The sequence below is a fragment of the Anaerococcus obesiensis ph10 genome (genome assembly GCF_000311745.1).
In the GTDB taxonomy this organism is placed as follows: domain Bacteria; phylum Bacillota; class Clostridia; order Tissierellales; family Peptoniphilaceae; genus Anaerococcus; species Anaerococcus vaginalis.
The window spans coordinates 196,584-212,879 of sequence record NZ_HE978532.1; the positions used below are offsets into that span (position 1 = coordinate 196,584).

Here is a 16,296-nt window from a genome sequence, read left to right on the forward strand (position 1 = left end):
CGTCTGATGGGGTCTTTCCGTCTACTGTTGCAACTGCTTTTACTGTTTCGCCTTCTTTTGGCTCTTTACCTTTTGGTACTTCTGCTGTCCAATTTCCTTCTCCATCTGCTGTTGTTTCTACTTTTGTTCCGTCTGGTAATTCTACTTCAACTTTTGCACCTGGTTCTGCTGTTCCTGTGATTTTCTTATCGCCAGCTTTTGGTTGTGTTATTTTTGGCGCTGTTGTTTGACCTTGTTTTACAACAGTTAAAGTAGGATCTAATTTAGCAGTTTGATTTCCTCTTGTTATTGTAACTTCTCCCTTTTCATTTACAGAGATTTGATTATCTAATAGATCTGGGTTTGCAGCTTTAACTGCTTCTTTAACTTTATTTTGTTCATCTGCTGTTAATGAATCAGGATTTGCTACTTCTACTACTTCTGGATTTTTAGCGTAGATTCTATTTACTACATATACCTTTTTGCCTTCTACATCTGATGGTGTATTTCCAGCTTCATCGAATAAGAAAGTATATCCTGTAAATTCTTCTGGATTTTCCTTAACGTATCCTATAGTAGCTGCTTTAAGTTCTTTTCCATCAAGTCCAACTGCTTTTGATCCTAACAATAATTTATATACATTTGTATATGTTATTGTTGTATCATCTTCTGTTTTATCAGTACGAACAAATTCATAACCAGGAATATCAGATACTCCGTCATTGTCAGATTTGTTTCCATCTTCTTTTTTTAGTTCAATGATTTTTCCATCAGCTGTTTCTTGTACCCATTTTGTGATTTCTTTTTTAGTTACTGGATTATTTTTTGCATTTACTTTCGCTACTTCTGATACTTCTGTACCTTTTTGAGCTATAGCTTTTACTTCACTTCCATCTTTAACTTGATTTGCAGGAATTGTCACAACGCCTGTAGTTGGGTCTATTTTTATAGATGGGTCAGTTCCATCTGGCAATTTCCAAACTCCATCATCGCCCTTTGTTGCTACAAGAGTTCCTTGATGATTCTTTTCATCAGTGTATGTGATTTGAACAACATCAACGTCTTTGTCAGCTGGTGGTGTTACTGTTACAGAACCATCATCATTTGCTTTTAGAGTTGGAGCATCTGGTTTAGCTGGTGTTGTATCTGTTACTGTTACTGGTACTTTAACGTCTACTTCTTCTCCGTTTGGTAATGTTACTGTTACTACTGCTTTTGTTTCTCCAGCTTTTGATACGTCTGGTTCTGTTTTTACTACAACTTCTGATCCTTTTGGTAGGTTTGTTATCTTTTCTTTGTATTGATCTGCTGTTGGTTGTGTTCCTACAGTTGTTTCTACTTTTCCGTTAACGTTGGCATCCCATGCTTTTGGATTTTTATCTTCTTCATCTTTGATTCCATCGTTGTCGTCGTCTGGATCTGTTGAATCTGGTATTCCGTCTCCATCTGTATCTCTTAATATTGTTATTTGGATTTCTTTTGTTGATTCGTTTCCAGCTGCATCTTTTGCTTTGATTGTTACTGTGAAGTCTCTTTCTTCTTCTGTGTCTGCCCAGTTTGTTAGTTTGTCAGGTGTTCCTTCGATTTTGCCTGTTTCTTTGTTGTATCTTAATCCTTTTGGAAGTCCTGTTACTTCTACTGTTGGATTTTTATCTGTATCGTCTGTTACGTTTACCTTGATTGGTGTGATTTCTTGTCCTTCTGTTACTCTTGCTCCATTTGCCCATACTTGTGGTCCTCTATTATTTTCGTCTTCTTTTGGAGCTACTGGTGTGTCTGGATTGTCATCATCGTCTAGGTCACCAATTTCTGGTTTTGTTGTGTCTTTTTCTTCTTCAGCTATTGATAGAGGTACTCTATCTACATGTCCTTTTTTGATTAATACTTCTTCGCCTTTTTCATTTACTTGATAGATATCATAAGTTACTTCTACATTTGGCTCTTCTTGAGTAGCATCAACTTTTGCTTTTGGTGTTCCTGTAATTTGATCTCCTGTAATTGTTAGACCATCAATAGTTTTTCCATCTATAAATTTAGCTGTTACATTTTTAAATACATAGCCATCAATTTGTTTAGGTTCTATTTTTTTATTATATTCTTTACCTACATTACCATCTGTTAATGGAGAATCTGTAACTGTAAAAGTATAGAACCTTGATGCTGTTATATCCCCTGATTCATCTGGAACTACTGAGATAACTTCAACTTCGAATTTACCACTTTCTTTTGCTACTCCTTTAATATCTCCTGTTTTAGGATCAATTGTAAGACCACCTGGAAGTCCCTTAGCAGAATAAGTTGCATCTTTTAGAGGATTTGAGTTTTTATATTCGAATTCATCATACATTGAAGTAATCTTCTTTGAATCTTCGACTACTACTGTAAATGAATCTTGAGCTAGCAATTCTGCATTTTTACCTGCGCTATCTACCCTATATAGCTTAGCTGTATAATTAGTTGTCTTTGTTACTTTGCTTGTGTCAAAGTCTGCTGATTCTAGTGAACCTGTGCTTGATGGTTTTTGAACCGATGATCGTTGAACTTCATCTCCATCTTCGTCATACCAAACTATTCTAAAGTTCTCACTTGATTCTCCATTGTATGGTAGGCCTTCTGTTGATGTTTTAGCAACATCTCCTACTTTTGCAGTGTTCTTGCCTGAGTCATAATTTGTTATATTAAATTTAACTTCTCCTGGAGCAAGCGCAAAGTCTGCACGTAAAATTTGTGGTATAGCATTAGTTACACCAACTCCAAATCCAGTTCCAGACCAACCACTATGGATACCAAATTTATCACTCATTTGTGTATATTGATTATTATTATATGGTGTCATAACACGGAGATGGTCAGCATTTTCTACAGATACAAATAACCAGTCATAGTTTACGTGTTTTACTTGATTTGTAGCAGCTTTTGAAAAATCAAATCTTCCATTGTCTGCCTTATCTGCAACAGTTCCAAGTCTGTCAATTTGTTCTTTAGTCCACTTATTCCAAACTTGTCCACTGGAATTTTGGCCTTCTTTATAATTATAATTTTTTAATCCAGCATCGCTATTCTTTAGATTTCCCCAAGTTCCCTTAAATTGGATAATATATTTTCCATCAGCATTTGTTTTTGCAGATACTGTTTCAGCTATCCATTTGTCTGGATCTTTTTTAACTTGTTCTTTTATCCAATCTTGTAATTTCTTTTCTTGCTCAGCTGTCCAGCCAGTTCCACGAATATGTGAAGGTTTCTTAACGCCCATATAAACAGCAGTAGATTCGCTATAAATTTGTTTTAGCGCATAATCTGATAGATATGAAGCTTTTACTGTTACATCTTTAGCTGGAGTATCTACTTGAGCTACTGTATTCCATTGGATTCCACCAATTCCTGATTTGTAATCCCAACCAACTGTACCTGTAAGATATCCACCATCTTGTTGGATTTCTGTTGGTGTAGGTTTTTTATGCATTTGTTCAAGTGGTTTTTGCATTAATAATATTTTCCAATTACCATGAATATTTCTAACAGTGTTTGATCCTGAACCACCTTGTGTTATTGGTAAGCCTTGATCTGGGAATATTACAGATTCACCTGTTATATATTGAAGTTGGTATCCTTCTGGAATAGTTGACTCATCAATCCAGAATCTATATCTTTCATTACCACCAGATACTGTTGGATCTGCATCAAATCTAATTAAGTTTCCATCTTCGGCTATATATGATTTTATTCCCATGTGTAATTGACCATCTGCTCCTGATGTAGCTGTATAAACTGGTGATGAATATTCTTTTCCATTTGACCATTTTTCAAACCATTGGAAATAAGCCTTGATACCTGCAATTGGCTTAAATTGATTATCACTTGCCTTAGATAGGTCTGCATCAATATTTAGTCCATTAACTACGCCAACATAAGCATGCACAGCATTTTTTGCGTCTGGAGTTGTAGCTGTGTCTTCTGGTGGTGCTGCATCTCTCACTCCAGTACTTGGACTTTCTGTAGCTTTTACTGCTTGTTTTTCTACTTTTTCAGATAATTCTAAATCCTCTGCTTCTTCTGTTGCTTCAACAGCTTTAACATTAACTTTGATTTGAATTTCTTTTACAGATCCATCAGCAAAAGTTATTTTTGCACTTGTAGTTTTTTCGCCAGCTTCTTTTGTATCAACTGGTGTTATAACATCAAGTTTTGCATCTTGTGGGAGATTGGTTACAGCTTCTTTGTAATCAATTTCTTCTCCTTCTTCTACTTCTATAGTTTCTAATTTTTCTATAAAAGTATCAGCTTGTTTTGCAACAACTTCTTCTTTTGTTTCTTCTGCTTTAATTTCTTCATTTGCTACTGGTGTAGCTTCTTCAACTGGATTTTCTTCTGGCGTATTTGTCTCTGTTGCTACTGTTTCATTTTCACTAGCTTCAGCAGCCTTAGAAGATCCCGGAGCAATTATTAATGAAAATCCTAACATACATGAAACTAATCCAATGGATAGTTTTCTTGTACCATACTTAGGAGTTTTCTCTTGACTTAATTCTTTTTTCTTTTCGATGATTTCAGTCATCTTTTTCGAATTGTTCATGATTTTCTTATCCTTTCATTAATATATTTTGTTAAAGTAGTCATATGAAAATGTGGTAATTTATGCAATAAAATAGCCACAAATTTATTGTATTCACACTGTTAACTATTTTTATATAAGTTATTATATCATATTCGTTCAAAATATCTACTTGGTTTTGAATTTATCAAAGTTGAAAATATTCATAAATAATTCACTTTAAAATTTATAAATATTTTTTCAATCTATTTTTCAAGTAAATATATTTAAATTCCCGTCTAATTTTTCAAGATTTTGATTTTTGTTATCAAAAAATCTTGTATAATGATGAATTTTTATTCTTGAAAAAAGATTATTTTATAAATATTTGGAAATAAAAATAAAGAATTCTAAATTTAAACATTTTAAAAATTTTTGAATATTTAAATAAAAAAATGAGATGGCTAAGTCGTGAAAAAATCTGAAAAAAATAAAAAATCACGACTTGCCTACTTGCTTAAAATATTTGAAAAATGAGTTTTGATTTTTTCTACTATACCAGAAAAATAGAAAAAATAAAAGACCACATCAAGGTGGCCTTAGATTATAGACAAAGTTAGTTTAGTGATTCATTATTAATTTGAAAATAAAAATACGCTACACCCCATTTTTTTCTTTGTAATTCTATATTTGTTTTAAAAATATACTATATCCATAGACTAACTCTTTTTATGAGATCTCTCCACAAGGTCAAGATGGGGTACTGCTATTTTTATTTTATTGCTAAAGTTTTATTATTTTTATATTTTTAATCTTTATCCTAGTTTTTCTTCTTGATTTTCTTATTGAAATATATTTTATCTTCTACAATATTTTTTTAAGAAATTGTCCTGTGTAGGATTTTTTTGTTTTTGCTATTTCTTCTGGTGTGCCTGTTTTTACTAATTCTCCTCCTCCATCTCCGCCTTCAGGTCCTAGGTCTATGATGTAATCTGCTACTTTTATTACGTCAAGATTGTGTTCTATTACTACTACTGTATTATTTTGGTCGACTAATCTGTTTAAAACTTCTATTAATTTGTGAACGTCTGCCATGTGAAGGCCTGTTGTTGGTTCGTCTAAAATGTATAGGGTTTGACCTGTGGATCTTTTTGCAAGTTCGCTTGCAAGTTTTACTCTTTGGGCTTCTCCTCCCGAAAGTTCTGTTGATGGTTGACCGATTTTTATATAGCCTAGTCCTACGTCATATAGGGTTTGTAATTTTTTTACTATTGATGGATGGTTTTCGAAAAATTTTAAGGCTTCTTCTACTGTCATATCCAAAACTTCGGATATATTTTTCCCCTTGTATTTTACTTCGAGGGTTTCTCTATTGTATCTTTGTCCATGGCAAACTTCACATGGAACATAGACGTCTGGCAAGAACATCATATCTACTTTTATTGTTCCATCGCCATTACAGGCTTCGCACCTTCCGCCTTTTACGTTAAAGGAAAATCTTCCCTTGTCAAAGCCTTTCATTTTTGCTTCGGTTGTCATGGCAAATACATCTCTGATATTGTCAAATAATTTGGTGTAGGTTGCTGGATTTGATCTTGGCGTTCTTCCTATTGGGGATTGGTCGATGGAAATTATTTTGTCAATTTGTTCTACGCCTTCAATTGAATAGTGTTTTCCTGGGTGGGTTTTGGATTTATTTAATTTTTTGGTAACTGCCTTGTACAAAATTTCATTTACAAGTGAAGATTTTCCTGAGCCTGATACTCCTGTTACTGCTGTAAAGGTTGATAGGGGGAATTTTACATCAATTCCTTTTAAATTATTTTGTCTGGCGTTTTTTACTTCTATATATTTGTTCCAAGTTCTCCTCTCTTTTGGCACTGGGATTTTTTCTTTTCCTGAAAGATAGGCTCCTGTGATTGATTTTTTGCATTTTTTTATGTCGGAAAGTGATCCTTTTGCTACAATTTCTCCACCGTGGACTCCTGCTTTTGGTCCAATATCTACAAGATAGTCTGCGGCTTTCATTGTATCTTCGTCGTGCTCTACAATTATTAGTGTATTTCCAATATCTGTTAAATTTCTAAGTGATTTGATTAATTTGTTATTATCTCTTTGATGAAGTCCGATTGATGGCTCATCCAAAACATAGCAAACTCCAACAAGACCTGATCCAATTTGGGTTGCAAGTCTTATCCTTTGGCTTTCTCCACCGGAAAGGGTTGAGGCTGCTCTTGAAAGGGAAAGATATCCAAGTCCTACGTCTTGTAAAAATTTTATTCTTGCCTTTATTTCTTTTATTATTAGTTCGGCAATTTTTTCTTTCATTGGAGAAAGCTTTAAATTATCAAAAAATTCTATGGTTTTGTCGACTGACATATCTGCAATTTCTGAAATTGATTTGCCATCTACTTTTATCGCAAGGATTTCATCTTTTAATCTTTGCCCGTGACAAGTTTTACATTCTTCCTCGCTCATAAAGCCTCTCATTCTTTTCTTTTGAGAATCGGAATTTGTTCTTTCGTACCTGTCTGATAAATTTTTGATTGCTCCTTCAAAATGTCCTGTGTAATTTTTTCTTCCAGAAAAATGGCTGTCAAAGGTAAAAGAAATTTCTTTTTTTGTTCCGTACAAAATTTCATCAATCATTTTTTTTGGAGCATTTTTGATTGGCTCATCAAGGGAAAATTTGTGATTTTTGGCAATGGCTTTAATTATTTCATTATAATATGTTCCTTTTCCGCTTGTGGCGTATGGGTCGATTGCCCCTTCATTTATGGAAAGATTTTTATCTGGAATTACAAGGTCAGGGTCGATTTGCAAATGAAAACCAAGTCCATTACATTCTGGGCACATTCCTTGGGGAGCGTTGAATGAAAACATATTTGGTGTAATTTCTGGAAGGGAAATATGACCTTCTGGGCAGGCAAGTTTGGATGAAAGGATAAAATCATCTCCGTCTATTACATTTATTTCTACAAGTCCATCTGTAAGTTCAAGGGCAGTTTCCAAGGAATCAGCAAGTCTTGAATTTATTCCTTCTTTTATTACAATCCTATCGACAATTATTGATATATCGTGTTTTTTTGTTTTTGAAAGTTCGATTTCTTCTTCAAGATCATATCTTTCGCCGTCAATCATCACTCTCACATAGCCCATTTTTTGGATATTTTCGAGTTTCTTTTTGTGTTGACCTTTTTGGGCTCTTACTACTGGGGCAAGGATTTGGATTCTTGTTTTTTCTTCAAGTTTTAAAATCCTATCTACCATTTGATCGATTGATTGGGCTTCAATTTTTTTGCCACAAACAGGACAGTAGGCATCTCCAATTCTTGCAAATAAAAGCCTATAATAATCGTAAATTTCTGTTACAGTTGCAACTGTTGATCTTGGGTTTCTGTTGGTTGTTTTTTGGTCGATTGAAATTGATGGAGAAAGTCCTTCGATTGTATCGACATCAGCCTTATCCAAATTTCCCAAAAATTGTCTTGCGTATGATGATAAACTTTCTACATATCTTCTTTGACCTTCGGCATAAATTGTGTCAAAAGCCAAGGTGGACTTTCCCGATCCGGAAAGTCCAGTAAATACAATCATTTTATCGCGAGGAAGGGTAAGGTCTACGTTTTTTAAATTATTAGTCCTTGCCCCCTTTATTACTATTTTATTTTCACTCATTTATACCTCCGCAAATTCTCTTTTCATTTTTGCTATTTGGTCACGGATTTGTGCTGCTTTTTCAAAATCTAATTCTTCTGCGGCCTTGTACATTTCTGTTTCCAAATTTATAATTATATTTTCAATTTGTTCTTGTGAGAATTCTTCTTTTACTTCTTCTGTTTCATTTGTTGATTTTGTTACTTGAATAATTTCTGCTATGTTTTTCTTGATTGTCGTTGGAGTTATGCCGTGTTTTTCGTTAAATTCCGTTTGAATTTTTCTTCTTCTTTCGGTTTCATCAATGGCTTTTTTCATTGATCTTGTAATTTTATCTGCATACATTATTACATGACCTTTTGAATTTCTTGCAGCCCTTCCTATGGTTTGGATAAGGGAAGTTTCGCTTCTTAAAAATCCTTCCTTGTCTGCATCTAAAATTACAATTAAGGAAACTTCTGGTAAATCTAATCCTTCACGAAGAAGATTTATTCCAACAAGAACATCAAATTTTCCAAGTCTTAAATCTCTAATTATTTCACTTCGCTCGATTGTTTTTATATCTGAATGGAGATATTTTACCTTAATTCCATTTTCTGATAAATAATCAGTCAAATCTTCTGCCATTCTTTTGGTTAGAGTTGTTACAAGAACTCTTTCATTTTTATCGATAATTTGATGGATATTTTCTATCAAATCATCAATTTGATTTTCTACTGGTCTTACATCAATCAATGGATCTAAAAGTCCTGTTGGTCTTATGATTTGTTCAACAACATCTCCTCCTGTTTTTTCCATTTCGTAAGGACCTGGAGTTGCTGAAACATATATTGTTTGCTTAATTAATTTTTCAAATTCTGGAAATTTCAAAGGTCTATTGTCAAGGGCTGATGGAAGTCTAAAACCAAAATCTACAAGATTTTGTTTTCTTGACCTGTCCCCCTCATACATTCCACCAACTTGAGGAATTGAAACGTGAGATTCGTCAACAAAAAGCATAAAATCATCTGGAAAATAATCTATAAGGGTGTAAGGTCTAGATCCTGCAGGTCTTTGGGACAAATGTCTTGAATAATTTTCTATTCCTGAACAAAATCCAATTTCTTCTAGCATTTCTATATCGTAATTTGTTCTTTGCTCAAGCCTTTGAGCCTCTACTAATTTATTTTCATTTTCAAGTTCAACAAGTCTGTCTTTTAATTCTTCTTTTATTGTTGTAATTGCAGCTGCTGCTTTTTCGGCACTTGTTGCGTAGTGACTTGCAGGATAAATATAGCCGTGTGAGATGTGGCTTGTAACTTTTCCTGTCAAAGAATCAAATTCTGAAATCCTATCAATTTCATCTCCAAAAAATTCTACTCTTATTGCTTTTTCTTCGTTTCCTGCTGGGAAAATATCCAAAACATCTCCCCTTCTTCTAAAAGTTCCACGCGAAAAATCAAAATCATTTCTTACAAATTGTCTTTCGATTAATTCTTTCATAACTTCTTCTGGGGAAATTTCTTGACCTGGTCTTAGGGACAAAACTAATTTTCTATATTCTTCCGGATCTCCCAAGCCGTAAATACAAGAAACGCTCGCCACAATTATTACATCGCGTCTTTCAAACAAACTCATTGTTGCTGAGTGTCTTAATTTATCAATCTCATCATTGATTGAAGAATCTTTTGCAATATATGTGTCGGTTGCCGCAACATAGGCTTCTGGTTGGTAATAATCGTAATACGATACGAAATATTCAACGGCATTGTCTGGGAAAAATTCTTTAAATTCTGTAAATAATTGGTAGGCAAGTGTTTTGTTGTGGGCAAGGACAAGAGTTGGCTTTTGAACTTCTTGAATTATATTTGCCATAGTAAAAGTCTTACCAGAACCTGTAACTCCTTGGAGAATTTGATGAGCTTTTCCATTTTTTATTCCATCAGCAAGTTTTTTAATTGCATCTGGCTGATCTCCTTTTGGAGTATAGTCTGATTTTAAAATAAATTTATTTTTTGTCATTTGACACTTCCTTTATGTAAATCATAATTTTTTAAAATTTTTCTTTTTTAAATCTATTTTCAGTCTTTTCCAATATACACTTTCACTTTTTAAATTCAACTTATTTACTCGGGATTAAAAGCTTTAAATCTTGCCACAAATTCGCCTTTCTGCTATAATTTTTTGTGAATATAAGTATAAAATTTTTAATTTAAAATTTAATTATGAAAGGTTGATATATATGGAAATTTTTAAAAATATGAAAAAGGAAAGAAAAAAAGAATTGTTGGTCCTAACAATTTTTGCAATTTTCTTTATCTTTGTTACTTATAAATTTAAGCAAAATGGGAAAAATTTTTTCCTTGTTATTAGTTTTCTTGCAATATATATTGCTGTTGGAGCAGATACTTTTTTAAACGCAATAAATTCAATTTCTAATAAAAAATTTATGGATGAAAATTTCCTTATTACTCTTGCAAGTTTTATTGCGTTTTTTATGGGATTTTTTGTTGATGCTTGTGCCATAATGTTTTTATTTAATTTGGGCAAATTTTTTGAAAATCTTTCAAAAGATACGATAGATGAAAATTTCAAAAAATTATTAGATATTGTCCCAAAAACAGTTACAAAAGTTTTGGATGATGGGACTTTGGCAAAAATTGCGATTAAAAAAATAAAAAAAGGCGATATACTTCTTGCAAAAGAGGCAAATATCATCCCTGTTGATTCTGTTGTGATTTCTGGCGAAGGGCTTTTGGATACTTCATTTTTAAATGGCAAATCTTTGCCAATTGAAATTAAAAAGGGAAGTGAAATTTTATCAACTTCTATGCTAAAAACTGGAGAGATAAAATACAAGGCTGTGAAAGTTTTTGATGAATCTATGGCAGCAAAAATTATAAATTTGATAAAAAAATCAAGAAATAAAAAATCTCAAAGTGAAAAATTGATTAAGCAATTTACAAAAATTTATACGCCTTGTCTTATTGCTATGGCAATTTTTCTTGCTGTAGTTTTCCCTATTTTGGGAGGAGATTTGAGCAAATATTTGCAAAAATCTGCAAGTTTTTTGATTGTTTCTTGTCCAAAAGTTTTTATACTTGGGATTTCTCTTTCATATATTTCTGGCTTAATTCTTGCAAATAAAAATAAAATCCTTGTAAAAGATATAAAATCTTTTGAAAAGTTGATTGATTGCGATTATTTTTATACAGATATGACAAATACTTTGACTGTTGGGGAATTTGATTTAAAAGAAATTGTATATTATTCTCCTTATAACAAAAATTTGCTTTTGGATTATTTGTATAATTTGGAAAAATTATCGGCAGATCCTATTGCAAAAGCCATAGTGAAAAATCTTAGACGCAGAGATAATTTTTCGTATTTTATAGCAAGTAAAAATATAAATGATATTGACATTTGGGCAAAAACTTATGAAAATGAAGAAATAAAAATCGGCTCAAAAGACTTTGTAAATGCTGAAGATGATTCAAATGAAAAGGCAATTTTTATGTCAATAAATAATATTTTGGTTTGCAAGGTTATTTTGGAAGACACCATTAAAGATGATGCCAAAGAAAGCATAGATTATTTAAAAAATGAATTTTCGGATATTGCTGTTTTATCAGCTGAAAAAGAAAAAGTTGTTGAAAATCTTGCGAAAAATCTTAGCATTTCCTATGCAGCAGAAATTTCTACAAGTGAAAAAGTCGAAATAATAAAAAATGAGCAAAAAAATAAACACAAAATTATTTATGTTGGAGATGGAATAAAAGAAGGCGAAGTTTTGAAAAATTCTGATATTGGCATTAGCATGGGCCAAAAATCTTCAGATATTGCAATTTATAATTCTGACATAATGATTTCTGATAAATCTTATGGGAAATTAAGAGATTTGATGAAAATTGCAAAAATTGTAGACAAAACTGCCAAAAAAAATCTTATCTTACTTATTTTTACAAGAATTGTGCTTTTGATTTTAACTTTAATTGGATATTGTCCAATGTGGCTTGTAAGCCTTGTTGATGCATTAGTTTTAATTATTTCAATCTTGTCATCAATTAAAATTTTTAATAAAAAAATTTAGCAGGAAGAATTTTTATCTTCCTGCTTATTTTTATATGTTTCTTGTAATTGTAAATTCATTATTGTTTTCTGTATTTTCTTTTTCAATTTCTTGGTCTATATCTCCTGTTAAATTTAAATAATTATCAGCAAGTCTTGCTGAAACCAGTGGCGAAATTAAAATATAATACAAACCTAAAAGTCCTCCGCCCAATATAATAATTCCAATACCTGATTCAGGACTTCTTGTTCCAACGCTAATTCCAATAATTATTCCAAAAATAAGGATAATTGGTAAAACTATATACAACAAATATAAAGAAATTGTTTTGCCAAATAATTTTATTCCAATTGCAAACACACTTTTAAGTGCATCCATGATTGATTGGTCTTTGTTTCTTGGATCTGAAACTATATGATTTGCATAGGCTGTAAAAATTGAAAGAATGCCTAAAAGAAGTGTTCCAAGAACAGAAAGTGATAATAAATTTAATTTCTTACTTTCTACATCAAAAACTCCAATTTTTCCAAAAGAAAAAGTCAAAACAATTGTAATAAATATAAGAATTAAATTTACAATTATTGCTTTTTTATCAAGTCTTTGCAATTGATTTAAATAATCTCCAACACTTCCCTTTCTATTGTTGATTAAACCTGATGCAATTATAAAAGAACCAAGCCAAGTAATAACAGAAGATAAGACATTATAAATTATATTTTCATCTGCACTGCTGCCAAAAATTCTGTTGAGAACAAAAGCAAAAACTGCAACTATAATCTCAACCAAAATAACTGAACCATAACTATATTCTCTTTTCATAATAATTCCTTTCATTTTTCCAAAAATTTCTCTTACAAAAATATTTATACCCGCAAATTCGACTTTAAACAAAAATATTATATTTTTTTATATTAAATTAAATATATTTTAAGCTAATTAGGGTATAAAAAAATAGAGGTGATATTATGGAATATAAAATAAATAAAAAAGAAAAACAAGTGCAAGTTTTTGATAAGGAAAATAAAATAGGATTTATAGATATAGTAGAAGAAGAAAATCTAATCGATGCACCCCACACAGAGGTTGACAAAAAATATGGCGGTCAAGGAATAGCAGGAAAATTGGTAGACGAATTAGTTCAATACGCAAGAGATGAAAATAAAAAAATAATTCCAACCTGCCCATATATAAAAGATAAATTTGAAAAGGACGAAAAATATAAGGATGTGTATTATAAATAAAAAAGAGCCAGTTAGGCTCTTTTTTTATTTCTTCTAAAAAATATTCCAACAAAAATAAAATAAATTATTACAAAACTTCCAAAGCCTTGTGATAGAGAATTTGTATTTATTAGCTTGTCCATGCTTTTCATAAAAAATGGTGCTAAAAATACTCCTATATTACACCCTATAAAAATTAAATTTGTGGCTATTCGTGAGCTGTGACCTTTTACAAATCTTGGCACTTCTGCAAATATGTAAGGCATACACATTGATTGTCCAAAAGTCAAAAGCAAAATAGAAAATAAAAATCCTAAAAGATTATTTTCAAAATTTACTATCAAAAAATTTGCTAGTATAAAAAATCCCAAGCCAAAAAATATAGTTTTTTCTCTTAATTTCAAATTGATTGGTGTAAATAAAAATGCTGAAATCATTCCAACAATTGGCACAAAATTTAAATAAAAACTTACATTTACATCAATTCCACGGCTTTGGCTTGCAACAAAAGGAAATCTCATTAGCATTGCCGTTCCATTTAAAATCATAAGCATGGCAAAAATTATAAAAAGAAAAATATTTGAATCAAAATTGATTTTTGCCTTCTCTTTTTCAATTTTTACATCTTCTACATTGATTTTAAAAAATATAAAAATAAGAAATGCTGATGTATAAAGTGAAAATGTGTACATATAATCAAATTTTACAAGGATTCCTGCCAAGGAAAAAAGAATTATTTGCCCAATAAATTCAAAAGCATTTCTTAGACCATGAAGTTTTGTTCTCTCATTATTATCATGGTAGAGCAAATTAATATAATTTGCCGAATGCCCATTAAAAAGACCAAGCCCTGATCCAAGGAGAAATCTTGAAATAATTATTGATGGATATGTCCTAAAAACAAGGGGAATAATTCCGCTAAATCCCACAAGCAAAAGTCCCAACAAAACTGTATTTTTTATTCCAATAAAAATCGCCAAATATTCTGCAAAAAAAATAAAAATCATAACAGCAAGGCTTGAAAGACTTATTATAAATTCAGCCTCATTTCTAGTAAGATTGAAGGCTTCTTGTATATAAACTAAACTTCCAGAAATTATGCTATTGCTTGTTAAAATCAAAGAAATTGATAAAATTGCAATTTTTTGTCTAATAGAATTTTCTTTCATTGTCTATCCAAATATTTTTCAAATAATTTATTAGAAAAATCTATCAAATCATGAGAAAAATCATTTCTCAAATATTTTTCATTCAAATCTCCAAGCCTAACCCTATCAAGAGCATCAGCATCCTTGAAAAGTTTTGACAAATATCTAGCCCTATCCATATCTTTTACAAAAAATTCTTCAATTGTTTCATCCATTTGTTTATCAGGTCTTGAATGAACTGCCAAAACTGCTTGAAGAATATTTTTATCGCTTTCATTTATTTTTGCATAATCAATCGAATATAAAGCTGCCCTATAACCATGTTCTGTATCATAAGAATCGTCAACTCTTTTTGTATCATGCAAAGATGCAGCAAATCTTAAAATATCAGTATCATTTTTGTCCAATTTATAATTAAAAGCCAAAAGCATAGAAATAAAAATTACTCTTTCAATATGACCTTGACCGTGGATTTTGCTTTGGTAAAGAATTTTTGTATTTAAATTTTTATAAGTATCTAACAAAATTTTGTAATAAGAAGAATTTTTAAAATCCTCAAAAAATTTAAAATCTTCTAGCCATTTATCTTCATTTAATATTTCCAAAATAATCATAAGAAACTCCTTTTATTTCTTTAATTAATTATTATTATATCAAATCGGGTAAATATTTTATATAAAATTGTAAGTAGGTGATATTATGTTTATGAAAAGAGAAGATATAGAAAAAGAGATAGAAGAATGCATAAAAAAAGCAAAAAATTTTTCAAACCAAGGCGAAGTTGCCTCCTACATTCCCGAGCTTAAAAACGTAGACGAAAACGCCTTTGCCCTTTCTATTGTAACAACAGGCGGAGATATTTATAATTTTGGAGAAAAAGAAAAAATATTTTCAGTTCAATCCATTTCAAAAATTTTTACCCTAATTATGGCACTAAAAGACAACACAACAGACGAAGTATTTTCAAAAGTTGGAACAGAACCAACAAGATACGAATTTAATTCATTAATTCCAATTGACCAAAGGGCAGCAAATCCCTTTATAAACGCTGGAGCAATGACAACAACATCAATGATTTATGGAAAAAGCGAAGAAGAAAAATTTAATAGAGTTATGGAATTAATAAAACAAATGAGCAACGATGGCACATTTACATTTATGGAAAATATTTACGAATCAGAAATTTCTACAACAGACAGAAACAGAGCAATTGCTTATTATTTAAAAAGCAAAAATATTTTTGCCCAAAACGCTGATGAAGTTTTAGATTTATACGTTAGAATTTGTTCAATAGGAACAAACGTAGAATCCCTTGCAAAACTAGGAGCGCTCCTTGCCAACGAAGGCTTTGACATCCACTCATCAAATTTAATAATTCCACAAAACATAGTCCAAATGACAATTGCCCAAATGGCATCGTGTGGAATGTACGAAAAAAGTGGAGAATATTTAATGAAAGTAGGAATCCCATCAAAATCAGGAGTAGGCGGAGCGATTTTAGGCGTTGTACCAAACAAATGCGGAATCTGCGTATATTCCCCAAAATTAGATAAATCAGGAAATTCAGTTGTTGGGAAAAATTTATTAAAAATATTATCAGCAGACTTAGGACTAAATATATTTCTGTAGAAATATGAAAAAGACTTTTTTTGAATAAAAAATTTAATAAAATAATAAATTAGGATATTTTTTTAATTCTTCGTTATTAAGGGG

9 protein-coding genes are annotated in these 16,296 nt (G+C 31.2%); 3 read left to right on the forward strand and 6 right to left on the reverse strand.

Annotation, left to right across the window (positions count from 1 at the left end; genetic code table 11):
- From HGAG_RS10810 to uvrB, 3 genes are all read right to left on the reverse strand, one after another.
- On the reverse strand, window positions 1-4,552 hold a 4,552-nt coding region (locus HGAG_RS10810), incomplete at its 3' end, for a Rib/alpha-like domain-containing protein (protein WP_019118498.1).
- An 822-nt stretch (window positions 4,553-5,374) separates the two neighbouring features.
- On the reverse strand, window positions 5,375-8,188 hold the full coding sequence (gene uvrA, locus HGAG_RS07035) for an excinuclease ABC subunit UvrA (RefSeq protein ID WP_019118499.1): 2,814 nt from the start codon (window positions 8,186-8,188) through the stop codon (window positions 5,375-5,377).
- Entirely contained in the window at window positions 8,189-10,168 is a 1,980-nt protein-coding gene (gene uvrB, locus HGAG_RS07040; RefSeq protein ID WP_019118500.1) for an excinuclease ABC subunit UvrB, read from the reverse strand.
- 238 nt (window positions 10,169-10,406) lie between these two features.
- On the opposite strand from uvrB, the gene HGAG_RS07045 reads away from it, so the two are divergent.
- Window positions 10,407-12,236 carry a heavy metal translocating P-type ATPase gene (locus HGAG_RS07045; protein ID WP_244263846.1) on the forward strand — a complete coding sequence of 610 codons (1,830 nt, stop codon included), beginning with the start codon at window positions 10,407-10,409 and terminating at the stop codon, window positions 12,234-12,236.
- A 30-nt stretch (window positions 12,237-12,266) separates the two neighbouring features.
- Here the strand turns inward: HGAG_RS07045 and HGAG_RS07050 are convergent, their stop codons facing one another.
- Window positions 12,267-13,034 carry a hypothetical protein gene (locus HGAG_RS07050; protein ID WP_019118502.1) on the reverse strand — a complete coding sequence of 256 codons (768 nt, stop codon included), beginning with the start codon at window positions 13,032-13,034 and terminating at the stop codon, window positions 12,267-12,269.
- A gap of 146 nt (window positions 13,035-13,180) precedes the next feature.
- On the opposite strand from HGAG_RS07050, the gene HGAG_RS07055 reads away from it, so the two are divergent.
- Window positions 13,181-13,456, forward strand: coding sequence for a GNAT family N-acetyltransferase (locus HGAG_RS07055; RefSeq protein WP_019118503.1), 276 nt, complete (start codon window positions 13,181-13,183; stop codon window positions 13,454-13,456).
- 11 nt (window positions 13,457-13,467) lie between these two features.
- On the opposite strand, the gene HGAG_RS07060 is transcribed toward HGAG_RS07055, so the two are convergent.
- Both HGAG_RS07060 and HGAG_RS07065 read right to left on the reverse strand, forming a co-directional pair.
- A complete protein-coding gene (locus HGAG_RS07060; protein WP_019118504.1) occupies window positions 13,468-14,604 on the reverse strand; it encodes an MFS transporter in 1,137 nt (378 codons plus the stop codon).
- The gene (locus HGAG_RS07065; RefSeq protein WP_004839310.1) at window positions 14,601-15,197 is read right to left on the reverse strand and encodes an HD domain-containing protein; all 597 of its coding nucleotides are present in this window, start codon (window positions 15,195-15,197) and stop codon (window positions 14,601-14,603) included. The genes HGAG_RS07060 and HGAG_RS07065 overlap by 4 nt, the downstream gene beginning before the upstream one ends.
- Before the next feature lie 85 nt (window positions 15,198-15,282).
- Here HGAG_RS07065 and glsA point away from each other — a divergent pair, with 85 nt between their 5' ends.
- Window positions 15,283-16,212, forward strand: a complete 930-nt coding sequence (glsA, locus tag HGAG_RS07070) for a glutaminase A (protein WP_019118505.1) — start codon at window positions 15,283-15,285, stop codon at window positions 16,210-16,212.
- Window positions 16,213-16,296 lie beyond the last annotated feature (84 nt).